Origin of the sequence: Paenibacillus ferrarius, from assembly GCF_002027705.1 — a bacterium.
Lineage (GTDB): Bacteria > Bacillota > Bacilli > Paenibacillales > NBRC-103111 > Paenibacillus_E > Paenibacillus_E ferrarius.
The window spans coordinates 37,132-52,263 of record NZ_MBTG01000038.1 but is presented as its reverse complement, the minus strand read 5'-3'; the positions used below and the strand labels follow the sequence as shown (position 1 = coordinate 52,263).

Below are 15,132 nucleotides of genomic sequence, written 5' to 3'. Positions count from 1 at the left end.
CAATGTCATTAAGTTAAGGCGCAGGGTTAAAATCAAAAAAAGAGCAGGTTATCTGAAAAGATAGCCCGCTCTTTTTTTGCATGAAAAAGAAAAAAAGAACTTGACAAGCAGTTGAAAGTGTGTGGCGAAGCCCCTTGAAAAACGAGGAGGTTACGCCAATGAATGAGTACGCGAATTCGCTAAAAGAAACGCTGACATCTCTCATACGAGAAATGTCAGCGCTACCCGCACCATATGTCAAAAACCCCGAAAGAGATTTTACCCGAAAGAAAAAGCTGCCCTTTGAAACGGTTATGCAACTCCTGATCTCGATGGGCGGTAACAGCATCTATAAGGAACTCTTGGAGTCGCAGGGCTATGATGTAAACACCGCAACCACTTCTGCTTTTGTTCAGCAGAGGAATAAAATCCTGCCGTCTGCTGTGGAATTCCTGTTTCACGAATTTACTCAATCGCATACGGATATCAAAGACTACCACGGGTATCGATTACTTGCGATTGACGGTTCGGATTTACATATCGCAACGGACCCTGCCAACACGGACACCTATTTTCAAAGTCAACCGAACACGAAAGGCTACAACCTTTTGCATTTGAACGCAGCCTATGACCTCTGCAACAGACTTTACGTGGATGCCATTGTTCAGCCGCGAAGATTGAGTAGCGAGGGAAGAGCACTTGCAGCTATGGTTGATCGTTCCCCCATCAAAGGTAAAATCATTGTTATTTCCGATCGAGGCTATGAAAGTTACAACAATTTCGCGCATATTGAGCGCAAAGGATGGAACTACGTCATACGGGTAAAGGATTTGGATTCCAATGGTATTCTTTCGGGCTTGCGTTTGCCCTCTAGCGGTTCGTTTGATATTGAAGTTCATCTGACACTCACAAAAAAACAAACCAAAGAGGTCAAGGCTCATCCCGAGATTTACAAGTTCATCCCTTCCAAGTCAACATTTGATTTTTTGGATTTGCATGAAAACTTGTATTACCCGATTTCCTTTCGGGTTGTTCGTTTCGTCCTGCCAAGTGGCGCCTATGAAACTGTCATCACGAATCTTTCTGCCGCAGATTTCCCACCCGATGAACTGGAGTCCATTTATAACATGCGATGGGGCATTGAAACCTCTTTCAGAGCGTTGAAATACACCGTCGGATTGACGAGTTTTCACGCAAAGAAACAAGAGTCCATCATCCAAGAGATTTTCGCAAGAATGATCATGTACAATTTCGCTGAAATGATGACCTCACACGTCGTCATTTCCCAAATGGATAAACGGCACCACTACCAAGTCAACTTCACGGTTGCCGTTCACGTTTGTAGATATTTCCTGCGTTCAAAAGATGATGAACCCCCGCCCGATGTTGAAGCGTTGATTCACAAAAACATTTTGCCGATTCGACCCATCCGCCCAGGACAGCAGAATACGCGCAAAATCCGCTATAAATCAGCTGTTAGCTTCGTCTACAGAGTAGCATAAATCGTTTAACAAGACCATTTTTTTAGCGGATATTCCATCCGTTTGTTTGCTGTGCGCTTTTTTCCTTGTTTGCATAAAAAACAAACGGCACAGGGATTTTTCCCATGCCGTTTTCGGATTCATCTTTATTCCGTATTTTGTCTTTGAACTTATCTTAATGACATTGCCCTCACAGGGGCAGTCTTTCCTTACACATAAGGATTGTTCTCGCGCTCGAAACCAATCGTTGTTTTGGCGCCATGTCCGGGGTACACTATGACATCGTCATCGAGTGCGAACAGCTTATCTTGAATGGAATCAAGAAGCGTGTTGTTATCCCCGCCAGGCAGGTCCGTCCGGCCTACCGACAGTTTGAACAACACATCACCGCCGAACAAATGCTTGTCGTACAAGAAGCTCACACTTCCCGGCGAATGGCCGGGCGTATGGAACACCTTAAGCTGAATGCCTAGAAATTCAAGCGTTTGACCTTCGTCCAGCGCGAATTCTGCTGGATCTGTTTCAATCAGCGCTCCAAGATCAGGCCAGCGGGCGGAGCCGTTTTTCTTCGGATTCGTCAGCCAATCAGCTTCCAGATCATGAATATAAACGGGACAGCGTTTCAGCTTACGAATCTCATCCACGCCGCCAATGTGGTCAAAATGAGCATGCGTAAGCAGTATAGCGACAATATCCAAATCAGCGATTTTTTTGATCAGTGACTTCGGATTCATACCGGGATCAATGATGATGCCCTTTTTCGTTTCTGGATCGGATAATAAATACGCATTCGTACCTACAGGCCCCAGAACAAAAGATTCAATGTTAATCATATATTCACCTTAGAACGACTCGATTAATGTACGAAGTTCTTTCACGATAACCGCATGGTAGCCGTTACCTTCGCCATATTGACGGCCCATTTCGGCTCTGGCGACTTGAATTTTTTCGTTATAATCAGCAGCTTCACGATCTGGATTTTCTTTCTTGAATTGGTTCATTACCGCTTGTACGTTGGCTGGACGTGGTCCCCAGTGACCAAGAACGAAACCGCCTGTATCTGTGAACACGACGATCGGAATCGCACGGCCGCCGCCTGTCAGGAATTGGTCAATGACGTCATAGTTTTGCTCGATAATCAATACTTCTGTAGGTACGCCGCTGTTCTCCAGCGCTTTGAATACGACAGGCACGTTGCGAACAACGTCGCCGCACCATTCCGCAGCAATAATCAGGCAGCGCAGATCATCGCGATTATTCAAGGAATCGAAATATTCCTTATCTTCCTCGTTGTCCCACTCAAATCCATTATAATAAGCCAAGAATTGCTCTTTATTTTTTTCCATGCCATCAATGAACTGCTGTGCCTTTAAGCCAGTGCGCAATTTGCTTGCCAGATTCGTACTCATCGCTACCCATCCTCCTATAATCGTGTTTCTTCCCTTTTATTGTAACAAATAGAACTGAATGCGCCAAATAGAAGAAGTCTATGCTTTCCCTTTTCTTTTTATGTAAAATTGATAACCTACATATAAGAGGGTTAAAATAATAGCCGCAATAATTAAGGGCTTGATATAAGGCCCTGCGATTTGATCAATCGTTTCCCAATTATCCTTGAGCTTCATTCCTAAAAAGACGTAAAGAAACGAATAAGGAATTAACGCAAGCCCTGTATAAAGGGTAAATTTACCAAGCGGCATTTTGGCCATTCCACCAGGAAGCGAAATCGCATGACGAACAATCGGAATGAATCTGGCTGTAAAAATCATACCGGTTCCATAGCGATTGAACCAATTCTCGGCCACATCAATATGATGCTTGCTGATTAGCAAATATTTGCCGTACTTCTCCAAGAATGGTCTGCCGCCATAACGTCCAATCCAATAGAGCACAATCTGGGCCAACGTTCCACCGACAACCGCGCAAACAATAGCGCCAAAAAAGTTGATATCTCCCTTGGATACCAGATAACCTGCATAAGCTAACAGCAGTTCGTTGGGTATGACCTCCAGCATGAGCCCGAGGAAAATTCCCCAGTACCCGAGGCCCTCCAAATAAAGCAAAACATTATGAATCAATTCTCCCATCCACGAACCCTCTTTCCCACAGTAATGTTCCGTCTCTAAATCTACCATCATTCTATCACAGACAAGCTCTCATCAACCACTTACACGCTCATTAAGTCCGAAAAAGAAGGAAACAAGGTGCTCTTTGCAAGCTTGCGCCGGTGGACTTAATTCTTTGCCTGACCGATAAATGAGGCCGTGCTCCAAGGGAATTCCTTGCTCCCGCGTTACTCGCATAAGCTTGCCTGCTTGCAGTTCCTCGGCAACAGCCGTTAACGGCATTAGCGAAAGTCCCATTCCTACCATCAAAGTTTGTTTAATCATCGCGGAGCTTTCAAATTCCAACCCCGAAAACAGCCTTTGCCCTTTGTCTGCCATGAATTGCGAGGCCATCGTCTGATAAATGCAGCGGCCCCCGAATCCGATGACTTGCGTATTTGCTACCGACTCCCAGCCTTCCAGCTCGATGCGCTGTACTAATGCCGGCGCTCCCACCCAGATCAATTCATCCCGGATTAACGGGATAAACGTGATATGGCGTATTTCCGGGTCACGTGGAACAATGCCGAGGTCAATACGGTAAGCTGACACATCCTGCGTAATATCCCGTTGAAAGCCATTTTCGAGCTGCAGCTGAATTTGCGGGTATTGTTCAAAAAAGGAGGGCAGCAACCGCGGCAAAAGCGGCACACAGAACGACTCGAGCGCTCGAAGGCGAACCACGCCTTTAGGCTCGTGCAGCCCGCTTAACTTATCTTGAAGCGACTCGCCAAGCTGTAGATACCGATACGCATATGGCGCTACTTCTCTACCTGCTGCCGTTAATTCAACTCCGCGAGGCAATCGTCGAAACAAAGGCTGGCCCATCGTTTGCTCTAGTTGATGGATATGCATCGTTACCGTTGATTGCACATAGCCAAGCTTGAGAGCTGCCTTGCTAAAGCTCTTCTCCTCCATCACGGTGATGAAAGTTTTCATGCTGCGTCCGTCCAACTGATCCAGCACCCTAATCCCTCCTTCCTTAACCCATCGCAATTGCAAATGGCACATATCGTAATCATTCGTTACTCAAATACTAATTCACATGATACCATCTGAGTTAACATTCGAAAAGAGGAGTGCAACCTGTATGAATATCCCTGATTCCTTCCGCAAACCATTCGCTGTGCTCATCCCCGGCATCGGCGGCTTCCTTGCCATCCTGCTCTGCAGCCTCATCGGCGATGCCGCCCATGCTGCGCTGCTCATGGCGCCGCTGGGCGCCTCCTGCGTCATCGCCTTCGCGCTCCCGCAGAGCCCGCTTGCGCAGCCGCGCAGCCTCATCGGCGGCCACGTGCTGAGCACGCTCGTCGGGCTCAGCGCCCTCGCCGCCTTCGGCGTCCACGCGTGGAGCCTCGCGCTGGCCGTCGGCGCCGCCATCACGCTCATGCAGCTGACTCGCACGCTGCATCCGCCCGCCGGCGCCGACCCGCTGCTCGTGATGCTCACCGGCGCGGGCTGGGGCTTCCTGCTCACGCCGGTGCTGCTCGGCGCTGCGCTGCTCGTGCTGGTTGCCCTGGCCTACCACAGGGCAACCCAAACCCGTTATCCCACCAGCTGGTGGTAACGGATTACGCATGCGCTGACAAGCTTCCGCATAAGATGTACAAGTAGGTAGATACAGGAGGCGGAGCCCTATGTCACGAGTTTGGATTATTAAGCGCAAGCATTTCTATCTGGCGGCCGCAGCGCTGCTCGTAATCTTCGGCGGATGGCTGTATATCAGCCGCGATAGCATCATGCCGACACTCGCAGATTCCGCATCGGAAAGAACCATCCAACTCGTTGTGGGTGAATTCAAATCAACGACCAAAGAAGGCAAAACAATCGAAGCCTATCGTTGGGATCCGGGCACTGTCATCGTCCGCAAAGGCGAGAAAATCAAGCTCAGCATCTACGGCGTTAACGGAGAAAGCCACCCTTTTCTCATCGAAGGCTTGAACATTAGCGGAGAAGTCCAGAAAGGGAAAGAGACGGTTGTCCATTTCACGGCCAATCAGGAAGGAACGTACCGGCTCATTTGTATGACCCATGCGGATGTCGCCCACGGCGGTCCGATGATCGGCTATATCGTGGTGGACTAACGTTTTCCCGTGACCTTATTGGCCGCCTGACACCCAAACCTGGAGACCTTCTCCTGCGTTTTGGAATCAGAAGTGGCAATAAGGTTTTTTTTCGTTTACACTGTTGCCAAGTTCACTGATTTTTGAAAATGAGGTGCATAGCGCTTGAAAACACATATTCTGGTCGTCGATGACGATGCGCATATTCGCGAATTACTCCGTTTCTTATTTTCCAAGGAAGGCTATACCGTATACGAAGCCGGCGATGGGGAACAAGCCTCCCAAATTTTGAACGCTGAACAGATTCATCTGGCCGTTGTCGATGTGATGATGCCGCTGAAGAATGGCTTGGATCTTTGTTCCGAAATCCGTGAGCATTATGATATTCCCGTCATTCTTTTAACCGCCAAAGGGGAGCTTGAAGATAAGGAAAAAGGCTTTCAGTCAGGCACAGACGACTACATGGTGAAACCCTTTGAGCCCAAAGAATTATTGTTCAGGGCGAGGGCTTTATTGCGCCGATATCAGCTTGTATCCTCCGAAGTAATCACACTGAATCATACGATCATTAATCGCAAAAGCTATGAGGTGACCGTCGGTGATGAATCCCTCCTATTGCCGCTCAAAGAGTTTCAGCTGCTCGCTCAATTGGCCAGTCATCCAGGGCGCATCTTCACCCGCGAGCAGTTGATCCAAATGCTTTGGGGCACAGACTACGAAGGCGACAATCGGACAATTGATGTTCATATCAAGCGTTTGCGGGAACGATTCTACGAGATTTCGCAGGATTTCGTCATCACAACGGTGAGAGGAATCGGCTACAAGCTTGAGGTGAATGAAGGGTGAAGACACTCTATACTCGCATCGTAGTTACGTTTATTATCATCGCAATGGTCAGCAGCCTGCTCGCTCTCCTGCTTTCCAATGGCTATTATGCAGCCAAATTAAGAGATCAAAACGAAGAACAAATCTGGACGATTACTAGTGAAATCCGTACTTTATACGAGCAAGTGCCTGATCTTGAGCCCGCTGCTTACTTCACGCATATTGCCAATATGGGGTTTCAGTTGTATACCGTCAACGATCAGATGGAAGGCGTCTTCTACGGAACTCCGTTCAAGCATACCCAGATGGATCCTGAACAAATTCGACAGGTCATCGCTGGACAAACGTACCGCGGCATGCTGCAGGAACGCCATTTCCTGATGGTGACCGGGTTCTTTGAAAATAGTCTTCGCAACAGTATCGGTGTTCCGATTCAAGTGAAGGGCAAGCCCTATGCGCTTTTCGTACGTCCGAATTTGGAGCAGCAGATTGGGGGCGTTCGCATCCTCATGGCCTTTCTTTTAGGTCTAACCTTCTTATTCAGTATCCTATTCATTATTATTTTCTCGCAGTATATTGTTAACCCCGTTAAGAAATTAACCGAAGCTACCAAACGGATCGTCAAGGGCCATTACGAGATTAAAATGGACGTTACACGGCAGGATGAAATTGGGGAACTAGCCCGAGATTTCACCTTCATGGCACAATCGCTGAAACAGCTCGATAACATGCGGCAGGAATTTGTGGGCAATGTTTCCCATGAAATTCAGTCCCCTTTAACGTCCATCCAAGGCTTTACGCAGTCGATACTGGATAAAAGCACTTCCGAGGAAGAAAAGGAACGCTATCTTCAAATTATTTTAGAAGAAAGCAAACGCATGTCCTCCTTAAGCAAACAATTATTAACATTAGCCTCGCTGGATAAAGAAAATCATGTCATCAAGCGGAGCGCTTATCGGTTGGACGAGCAGATTCGCCAGATTCTCATCCTCACCGAGTGGCAATGGACGGAGAAGGACATCGCGATTGAACTAGAGCTTCCGGAAGTGATGATTACAGCTGACGCCCAGCTGCTGCACCAAGTGTGGCTGAACTTCCTTACGAATGGCATCAAATTTTCGCGGCACGGAGATACGCTGCGAATCGAACTCAGAGAGCAGCTCTCCGAAATTGTCGTTCGCATCAGCGACACGGGAATTGGCATTCCGGAAGCGGAATTGCCGCATATTTTTGATCGTTTCTACAAAGCCGACAAGGCAAGAAATCGGGCTAGCTCTGGCAGCGGCCTAGGCCTATCCATCGCGCAGAAAATCATCCAGCTTCACCAAGGAAGCGTCGAGGCGCAGAGCGAATTCGGCAAAGGCACAACGTTCGTGATCCATCTGCCGCGATTGTAATCCTACATTCATCATCCGTTCATATTCCTTTCCTACAATCCTAACGAGGATAAGGAAAGGGGACTGAACACTATGAATCGTTTCTTACACCAATGGGCTCGTCTAGTCAGCAGCTCCAAAGGCGTCACAATCGTCCTGATCAGCTGGCTCACGGTCATTATTCTATTAAGCGCTTTTGCGCCATCGTCCAAAGAAGTTGCCAAATCCGGCGGTGAAGGCAGTATCCATGAAGATACGTTATCCACAGCCGCCAAACAAATCATGCAAGCGGAATATCCTTCTCAGGATGGATTAACAGCTTTGCTTGTCTTTCATGGAGAGAAGGCCCTAACCGACTCGGAGATCGGAAACATCCGCCAAATCAGTGAGTGGCTGAGCTCCGATCAGAAGCCTCCTTTTATCACAAGCGCATTGCCTTTCCATCGGTTGCCTTTGTCACAGCAAGAACAGCTGTATTCCAAGGATCATACGACCCTCCTGTTGACGGCTTCCCTGCAAAAGGATTTGGAGTCTGGTCAAATTTATGACACGCTCGAGCAAATTCGCCATATGGCGGATACGATTGGGCTAGGCTCGCTCAAGCTCGAAATCACGGGTCCGGCCGGGATATCATCGGATACGATTATGCTTTTCAAAAAAGCTGACTTCGTCTTGATGCTTGCAACGGTGGTCTTAATTCTCATCATTTTGATCATTATCTATCGATCGCCATTGTTGGCTTTATTGCCATTACTCATTGCCGGCATCGTTTATCAGGTTGTGGACCGCTTGCTGGGATTGGCCGGAAAGTTAGGCTGGTTCTTCGTTGAGAAGCAGTCTCTATCCATCATGATGATTTTGCTGTTCGCCGTATTAACAGATTACTGTTTGTTTATCGTGGCCCGCTTCCGTACGGAATTACAACAAACGGACTCCAAGTACACCGCCATGTCGAGTGCGCTCGCCAAGGTCGCAGAGCCGATTCTGTTCAGCGGCGGCACGGTCCTTATTGCGATGCTGACTTTATTCACAGCTGTCTTCAAGCCATACCACAATTTTGCCCCCGTGTTCTCCGTTGCAATGGTCGTCATTCTTCTCGGCGGCTTGACCTTGATTCCGGCCGTTTTTGCCCTCGTGGGACGCAGAGCTTTCTGGCCGCTGATCCCCAAAAAAGAGCCGAGAGCAGCCGCAGAACAGCCGAAAGGCCTCTGGGCCGCAATCAGCACTTTTGTCACAAAGAAACCTGCCTTCACTGCGACAATTTTATTTATCCTATTAATTGTGTCTTCTCTCTCAGGTCTGTCCATGCGCTATTCCTTTAATCTCATGAAGTCCTTCCCTAGCGATATTTCATCGCGGCAAGGCTTCGAAATATTACAGGAGCGTTTCCCGCAAGGCCAGCTGGCTCCGGTTACGATCCTGCTGCAGTCGGATAAAGATATCGTCCTTGACGCTTCTTTTGCCGAGAAAGCCGGTTCGTTGGTTTATGCGCTGCAAGCAAAAGACGGAATCAGCACGATTGCGCCGGCAATTAGTCAAGAGTGGCTAACGGCTAATGGTCCAGCCGCCGCCGCACTGCTCGGCCAAGATAAGCGCACGATCACGCTTCAAATGACGTTGAGTCTTAATCCTTATGATCAAGAAGCGCTGAATTTGATTGCGGATTTACGCCAAGACAGCGGGGATATGCTGCAAAAAAGCGGATTCGAACCCGCACAGTTCACGCTTCATTATGCAGGGCAAACCGCAGAGCAGCTGGACGTCCGCTCCATGAATAAGCGTGATACCCTCATGCTCTTCTCGCTGATTACACTGCTCATTACACTGATGCTCATTTGGCAAGCTCGCTCAATTCGCCTAGCGCTCACCATGATGGGCACCATGCTGCTGTCCTATGCGGCAACGATGGGACTGGTCTGGAGTGTCTTCCACTTTGGATTTGGCTATGAAGCTATTAGTTACCGACTGCCTGTTTATACCTTTGTTTTTCTTATCGCCCTTGGCGTCGATTACAACATCATCTTGGTCTCTCGGATCAAAGAGGAAGCTCAGCGCTTCACGTGGCAAGAAGCCGTCCGCCGCGGCGTTGCTCTGACAGGCGGGGTCATCTCATCGGCGGGTATCGTCCTTGCCGCCACATTCTGTGTGCTGATTACACAGCCGCTCCAAGAATTGATCTTGTTCGGCTTCGCTATGGCTGCCGGGGTTCTCATTGATACTTTCCTTGTTCGCGGCATGCTGCTTCCGGCGCTAATGACTTACTTGGGACCAAAAGCATCGGTCCAACCATCCAACTCTGTTCATCATTAGACTAGGCGTCTGTGAACTTGGGCGCCATTGCTACTTGTCTCGAGTAGCCCACTGACCCCTTTATGCATACAAATAGCATAGAGGGAGTGTGGATACAGTCATGGTCAACAACAAGCCGAGTGAAAAACATAAACAGCAATTCCCCAGCGCACGCGGTATTCGCAGAGCTTGCAGCAAGGAATTGTATCGTACCGTCAAACGCTTGAAAGTTTGGATATCGCCGGAACAAATCAAGGCTGCCGAAGAACTTTATGTGAAAAAGGTCATGTTGAACCTTCCCTTCATCGTCGAGCATGGCAGCAATCGCAAGGCACTCTCCGACTGGTTCGATGAACAGGTCGGCCCTGACATTGCTCCCCTTTGGAACGTGGAGCTCGAAACATTAAATCATGCGTTTCGCGACGCATTCGGTGGGTAGATAAAGAAGCCATGCGTATGTTTCTTATACGTCATGGCTTTTTTTGATTCTGCCGTTTCAGCCTTATCACTCAGACCAAAAAAAAAGACTATGACTTTTCATCATAGTCCTCAGCCAAACAAACCTAGTGATATTCCGGCAGCCATTTGCCGTGTGCTTCGATTAAGTCATCACACATAGCGACGATGTCGTCCATCGACAGCTCGGCTGCTGTGTGTGGATCAAGCATAGCCGCGTGGTAGATATGCTCGCGTTTTCCTGTAATGGCAGCCTCGATCGTTAGCAGCTGCGTATTGATGTTCGTCCGGTTGAGCGCTGCAAGCTGCGGCGGCAGATCGCCGACATAGGTAGGCGTAACTCCGTTGCGGTCTACCAAGCAAGGCACTTCGACGCAAGCTTCGCGCGGCAAGTTGGTGATTAGACCGGTATTCATGACGTTGCCGCCGATTTTGTACGGAATGTCCGTCTCAATCGCTTCGAAAATGTAAGATGCATATTCATGGGAACGCTCGTGCTTCAAATTCGTATCGTTCACGAGATCCTCGCGCATTTGCTTCCATCTGCTGATTTGTTCAATACAGCGGCGCGGGTATTCATCTAACGGAATGTTGAAGCGGTCAACCAGCTCCGGGTAATTGCGTTTGATGAAGTACGGATGATACTCGGCATTATGCTCGGAAGATTCCGTAATATAATGGCCGAATTTCAGCATCATTTCAAAGCGAACCATATCAGGGTGCTTCTCTTTCTGCTTCTCCGCCGCCCGCTTCTTAATTTCCGGGTACAGATCGACGCCATCCTTCGTCACTTCCAAAAGCCAAGCCATATGATTAATGCCGGCAATTTTCGCTTTGACGCCTTCTTTTTCCATGCCTAAGCTTTTGAACAGCTCTGGAATGCATACCTGTACACTGTGACATAAGCCGACAGTACGAACACCGCCGTAAGTATTCATAACATTCGTCAAGACAGCCATCGGATTCGTGTAATTGAGGAACAAGGCATCAGGGCATACTTCACGAATATCCGCTGCAAAATCCAGCATGACTGGAATAGTACGAAGGTTACGGAAGATACCGCCAATACCGACAGTATCCGCAATCGTTTGACGCAAACCATACTTCTTAGGAATCTCAAAATCTGTAATCGTACATGGATCATAGCCACCTACTTGAATCGCATTGACCACATATTTGGCTCCGCGCAGCGCTTCCTTGCGATCTGTATACGCCTTCACGGTAGATGTGCTTCCGCCCGTTTTTTTGATGTTATTCAGCATGTTGGCGGAATCCTGCAGACGCTCGTGGTCAATATCAAAGAGAGCGATTTCAAAGCCTTGCAGCGCGGGTGTAAGCAAGCAATCACCCAGCACGTTTTTTGCAAAAACTGTACTTCCGGCACCTAGAAAAGTAATCTTGGACATGTGTGATCCTCCTCCGATATAGGGTCTTTTTTCATATCTTCACTATATCGCAGCTTATCCTGCAAACATATGGATCGAATGAACTCTAATATGGACATTTGTAGTTTATTGATGTACGCTAAAAGCAAAAAATAGAAAGAGGTCTCTATGAATTCGGATCATACCTATTTCACAATAAGTATTAACCCGCAGCATAGCAACAGTGAATTATCCGTCCTTTTTGGCGGGGAAGGCAAACCTGTGCCGCTTCACAAAAATGGTCCCGCCGTTTACGACTATTACCTGATTCATACTGTACTTTCCGGCGAAGGTACTTTCGAGATGCAGAATCGCACCTACCGCTGCGCGGCTGGAGACAGCTTCATCATTTACCCTGGAGAGCTGTTCAGTTACGTTGCTGACGCAGATCAGCCATGGCACTATACGTGGGTAGCCTTCACTGGACGAGCGGCCGGCATGCTGCTTTCCCACATTGGCGTTTCTCTGCAGCATGCTGTGATCTATGGCAGTAATTCCCGTGTCATACGCCATCATTACCGCCGCATTCGTTCCTGCTTCCGACAGTCGGATCACCCGGCACTTGAAGACCTGGAATCCGCAGGGTGGCTTCGCTTGCTGCTCCGCGAGCTTGGGCAAACCAATTCGCATCGGCTAAGTGTCAAGCCTGTCACTGAAACGGAAATCGACCGTCAGATCGGCCAAGCCATTCGCTACCTTGAGCTGCAATACACACAGTCAGTCTCCATCGAGGAGCTTGCTCGGAACCTAGGCTATCATCGAACCTACTTATGCAAAATGTTCAAACAGTCCACTGGCCTTGCGCCCATGCAGTATTTGTTCAAAATTCGTATGGAGCGCGCCAAGCAGTTATTGGAAACCTCCATGACGATTGATCAGGTAGCCTCCTCAGTCGGCTTCAACGATGCTTTGTATTTCTCCAAGCAATTTCGCAAATGGACGGGTGCCGCACCCTCGGTCTACCGCAAGGAGCTGAAAGCTTGAAGCCGCTCTTTTGCACCAACAAAAAGCCTCTTATCCTTCCTGACAACAGCATCAGAAGGACAAGAGGCTTTTCTCATTAAATTTTTTATTAAATCGCGTTAATAACTGAAGCACTCATGGTAATCGGACCAATAACCGTTGCTGTTACACCTGGTGTTAAAGATTCAATAGACAACGTGTAACCGTGAGAGCCTTGCGGCGGGTTGACGTCGATCGCTTGCAAGGTTGGGACATAGTATTTCTCGAAGCCAGCTTCTATCCCTAATCGTGCATAGTAGATTACCTGCGCGTCGCGGAAGATACGAAACAATAAACTACCTGTCCCTGTATCTCCTCTTACACCTACTGTCGCTTTCAATTCAACGACATTGGGAAATGTGCCGGGAACAATTACGCTAACTGCCGCAATCCCTACTCCAGCTGGAGTCAATGGAACAGGAATCTGGACCCCGTCCGTCACCGGTGTAACAGTAACCGCTTGGTAACTTTCAATTTGATTAGCCATCTTATAATCCTCTCCTTTCTTTTGGAAGATAAGATATAGTATGCCTTTGCTAGATTAATAGATTGGACGAATCTCTTATTCCGCACGAATTCCGCTAGTATACTCATAAGAATAAAAAAACGGCCAATAAGGAAGAATCCCCATCAGCCGTTCGAACCATACTTAAATTTCGATATCAACAATCAAACTATCCACTCTGCCTACTTCTCTAATATACGCAGCAACTGCCTGATGCTCCGGGTTAGGACCGTAAGCTTCCAGAGCTGCTTTATCTTCAAAACGTACAGACAATACGACTTGATAGCCCTTATTTTTCTCAGAAAAGTTGATTCCTGCCTGAATGTCTACGATACCTGTCAAATGAGTTTTCAGCGCTTTGAAGCGATCTGCTACCTCTTGCATTTGTGCATCTGTCGTTGTTTCTCCGAACTTAACCAGTACAATGTGATCAATCATGTTAGTACCCACTCTCTCTCCAGAACGTTATCATTAACGTTTCTAATCATAGCAGGAAGAGGCTCTTGCGTCGATATGGAACGATTTAAGCTTGATCATAGATTTGCGGATTCTGACGACGGCATTCTTCCATAACCCACATCTGCTGCCGCACCTGCTCTGGCGTGATTTCTAGCGGGGCCCCGTCAGTTAACGTATGGTAAAGCATGAGATATAATTTCTCTGTCATATGTTCAAAAGGTGTCTTGCCCCCTGGAATCGCCAGTTCCCAGCTCTCGGAGTGCCAGTCCAACGTCTCCTTGCAATACGCGGGCATTCCATGACTATCGAATAGCGGTTCTTTCGTTAACTGCTGATCCGGCGCTTCTTCCGGCTTGAAATATTTCCATGTTAATTTCTCCGCAGTCCCATGGAGCCCACCGTTTGTGCCTTGAATATGAAACTGCTCCTGAGGGAAAACATCGCACGATGAGATTTCAAGATCGATCGTCGGAAATCCCTGTTTTCTAAGAATCAGCTTTACATAATCTTCGGCGTCCCCAAATGTATTGGCTCGGTCCATGATACACATGACTTGAGGCAGTCCATCCGTTCCGAGGAATTGCAGCGTTTGATCCAGCGGATGGGGTCCTGTATTCATTAGGCTGCCGCCGTTGTTGCTTTGCAGCGTTTGCCAATCCCAACGACGAGCAAAGTTATTCATGGAGAAATCAATCTGAACGATGCGGCCAAGCACACCGGAATCGATGATTTGCTGAATTTGAACATAAGCTGGCTGATATCGGGATTGCTGGAATACCGCTAATTGTTTCCCGGATCTTTGTGAAGCTTCGATCAGCTGATCGACTTCTTCAACAGATCTAGCGAGCGGCTTTTCACAAAGCACATGAACTCCTCGATTTAGCAGCGTTAGGGTGATAGGGAAATGCAGATGGCTTGGAGAAGCGTTAATAACTAAATCCAGCTCCTCATTGGCAACCATGTCCTCCCAGCTCGCATAGGCTTTGCAGCCATATTCCTGCTCCGCGCGTGCCTGACGCTCTGGAATCGAATCGGCTACAGCAACAATTGTATAATAGTCTTTAATTTGTGCGAGCAGATTGCCATGAATGTCGCGACCACTGCGTCCTTGTCCGATAATCCCAACCTTTACGATCTTTTGACTCATAAGGATGCACCTCTTCCTTTG

General features: G+C 48.1%; 16 protein-coding genes. 8 read left to right on the top strand and 8 right to left on the bottom strand.

The window, feature by feature from the left end:
- The first annotated feature begins 158 nt into the window (after nt 1-158).
- Nucleotides 159-1,481 carry an IS4 family transposase gene (locus tag BC351_RS31150; RefSeq protein WP_079412048.1) on the top strand — a complete coding sequence of 441 codons (1,323 nt, stop codon included), beginning with the start codon at nt 159-161 and terminating at the stop codon, nt 1,479-1,481.
- Nucleotides 1,482-1,669: 188 nt separating this feature from the next.
- Here the strand turns inward: BC351_RS31150 and BC351_RS31145 are convergent, their stop codons facing one another.
- The 4 genes from BC351_RS31145 to BC351_RS31130 form a co-directional block, all read right to left on the bottom strand.
- Nucleotides 1,670-2,293, bottom strand: coding sequence for an MBL fold metallo-hydrolase (locus tag BC351_RS31145; protein ID WP_079418385.1), 624 nt, complete (start codon nt 2,291-2,293; stop codon nt 1,670-1,672).
- A gap of 9 nt (nt 2,294-2,302) precedes the next feature.
- Nucleotides 2,303-2,869: a thioredoxin family protein gene (locus BC351_RS31140; RefSeq protein WP_079418383.1), complete on the bottom strand. Its 567-nt coding sequence runs from the start codon at nt 2,867-2,869 to the stop codon at nt 2,303-2,305.
- Nucleotides 2,870-2,947: 78 nt separating this feature from the next.
- Entirely contained in the window at nt 2,948-3,547 is a 600-nt protein-coding gene (uptA, locus tag BC351_RS31135) for an undecaprenyl phosphate transporter UptA (RefSeq protein WP_079418381.1), read from the bottom strand.
- 72 nt (nt 3,548-3,619) lie between these two features.
- A complete protein-coding gene (locus BC351_RS31130) occupies nt 3,620-4,531 on the bottom strand; it encodes a LysR family transcriptional regulator (protein WP_158082290.1) in 912 nt (303 codons plus the stop codon).
- A 124-nt stretch (nt 4,532-4,655) separates the two neighbouring features.
- Between BC351_RS31130 and BC351_RS31125 the strand changes: the two genes are divergently transcribed.
- The 6 genes from BC351_RS31125 (at nt 4,656) to BC351_RS31100 (ending at nt 10,557) form a co-directional block, all read left to right on the top strand.
- Nucleotides 4,656-5,132, top strand: a complete 477-nt coding sequence (locus tag BC351_RS31125; RefSeq protein WP_079418377.1) for an HPP family protein — start codon at nt 4,656-4,658, stop codon at nt 5,130-5,132.
- 172 nt (nt 5,133-5,304) lie between these two features.
- Nucleotides 5,305-5,649, top strand: coding sequence for a cupredoxin domain-containing protein (locus BC351_RS31120; RefSeq protein ID WP_411830200.1), 345 nt, complete (start codon nt 5,305-5,307; stop codon nt 5,647-5,649).
- Nucleotides 5,650-5,793: 144 nt separating this feature from the next.
- Nucleotides 5,794-6,474, top strand: coding sequence for a response regulator transcription factor (locus tag BC351_RS31115; RefSeq protein ID WP_079418373.1), 681 nt, complete (start codon nt 5,794-5,796; stop codon nt 6,472-6,474).
- Nucleotides 6,471-7,850 carry a sensor histidine kinase gene (locus BC351_RS31110; protein WP_079418371.1) on the top strand — a complete coding sequence of 460 codons (1,380 nt, stop codon included), beginning with the start codon at nt 6,471-6,473 and terminating at the stop codon, nt 7,848-7,850. Before BC351_RS31115 ends, BC351_RS31110 begins: the two co-directional genes overlap by 4 nt.
- Nucleotides 7,851-7,922: 72 nt before the next feature.
- Entirely contained in the window at nt 7,923-10,139 is a 2,217-nt protein-coding gene (locus BC351_RS31105; RefSeq protein ID WP_079418369.1) for an MMPL family transporter, read from the top strand.
- A 100-nt stretch (nt 10,140-10,239) separates the two neighbouring features.
- Nucleotides 10,240-10,557 (top strand): dehydrogenase, encoded by a 318-nt coding sequence (locus BC351_RS31100; protein ID WP_079418367.1) that lies wholly within the window; start codon nt 10,240-10,242, stop codon nt 10,555-10,557.
- 124 nt (nt 10,558-10,681) lie between these two features.
- Here the strand turns inward: BC351_RS31100 and melA are convergent, their stop codons facing one another.
- A complete protein-coding gene (gene melA / locus BC351_RS31095; RefSeq protein WP_079418365.1) occupies nt 10,682-11,980 on the bottom strand; it encodes an alpha-glucosidase/alpha-galactosidase in 1,299 nt (432 codons plus the stop codon).
- Between the two features lie 147 nt (nt 11,981-12,127).
- On the opposite strand from melA, the gene BC351_RS31090 reads away from it, so the two are divergent.
- The gene (locus BC351_RS31090) at nt 12,128-12,982 is read left to right on the top strand and encodes an AraC family transcriptional regulator (RefSeq protein WP_079418363.1); all 855 of its coding nucleotides are present in this window, start codon (nt 12,128-12,130) and stop codon (nt 12,980-12,982) included.
- Between the two features lie 88 nt (nt 12,983-13,070).
- Here the strand turns inward: BC351_RS31090 and BC351_RS31085 are convergent, their stop codons facing one another.
- From BC351_RS31085 to BC351_RS31075, 3 genes are all read right to left on the bottom strand, one after another.
- The gene (locus BC351_RS31085; protein WP_079418361.1) at nt 13,071-13,487 is read right to left on the bottom strand and encodes a hypothetical protein; all 417 of its coding nucleotides are present in this window, start codon (nt 13,485-13,487) and stop codon (nt 13,071-13,073) included.
- A 162-nt stretch (nt 13,488-13,649) separates the two neighbouring features.
- Complete coding sequence (locus BC351_RS31080) at nt 13,650-13,943, bottom strand: Dabb family protein (protein ID WP_079418359.1); 294 nt, start codon at nt 13,941-13,943, stop codon at nt 13,650-13,652.
- 85 nt (nt 13,944-14,028) lie between these two features.
- Nucleotides 14,029-15,111: a Gfo/Idh/MocA family protein gene (locus tag BC351_RS31075; RefSeq protein WP_079418357.1), complete on the bottom strand. Its 1,083-nt coding sequence runs from the start codon at nt 15,109-15,111 to the stop codon at nt 14,029-14,031.
- Nucleotides 15,112-15,132 lie beyond the last annotated feature (21 nt).

Bases quoted from the DNA above. Each gene is read 5' to 3' on its own strand.
- BC351_RS31150 (WP_079412048.1), top strand. From the start codon at position 159: ATGAATGAGTACGCGAATTCGCTAAAAGAAACGCTGACATCTCTCATA.
- BC351_RS31145 (WP_079418385.1), bottom strand. From the start codon at position 2,293: ATGATTAACATTGAATCTTTTGTTCTGGGGCCTGTAGGTACGAATGCG.
- BC351_RS31140 (WP_079418383.1), bottom strand. From the start codon at position 2,869: ATGAGTACGAATCTGGCAAGCAAATTGCGCACTGGCTTAAAGGCACAG.
- uptA (WP_079418381.1), bottom strand. From the start codon at position 3,547: ATGGGAGAATTGATTCATAATGTTTTGCTTTATTTGGAGGGCCTCGGG.
- BC351_RS31125 (WP_079418377.1), top strand. From the start codon at position 4,656: ATGAATATCCCTGATTCCTTCCGCAAACCATTCGCTGTGCTCATCCCC.
- BC351_RS31120 (WP_411830200.1), top strand. From the start codon at position 5,305: ATGCCGACACTCGCAGATTCCGCATCGGAAAGAACCATCCAACTCGTT.
- BC351_RS31105 (WP_079418369.1), top strand. From the start codon at position 7,923: ATGAATCGTTTCTTACACCAATGGGCTCGTCTAGTCAGCAGCTCCAAA.
- BC351_RS31100 (WP_079418367.1), top strand. From the start codon at position 10,240: ATGGTCAACAACAAGCCGAGTGAAAAACATAAACAGCAATTCCCCAGC.
- melA (WP_079418365.1), bottom strand. From the start codon at position 11,980: ATGTCCAAGATTACTTTTCTAGGTGCCGGAAGTACAGTTTTTGCAAAA.
- BC351_RS31090 (WP_079418363.1), top strand. From the start codon at position 12,128: ATGAATTCGGATCATACCTATTTCACAATAAGTATTAACCCGCAGCAT.
- BC351_RS31085 (WP_079418361.1), bottom strand. From the start codon at position 13,487: ATGGCTAATCAAATTGAAAGTTACCAAGCGGTTACTGTTACACCGGTG.
- BC351_RS31080 (WP_079418359.1), bottom strand. From the start codon at position 13,943: ATGATTGATCACATTGTACTGGTTAAGTTCGGAGAAACAACGACAGAT.
- BC351_RS31075 (WP_079418357.1), bottom strand. From the start codon at position 15,111: ATGAGTCAAAAGATCGTAAAGGTTGGGATTATCGGACAAGGACGCAGT.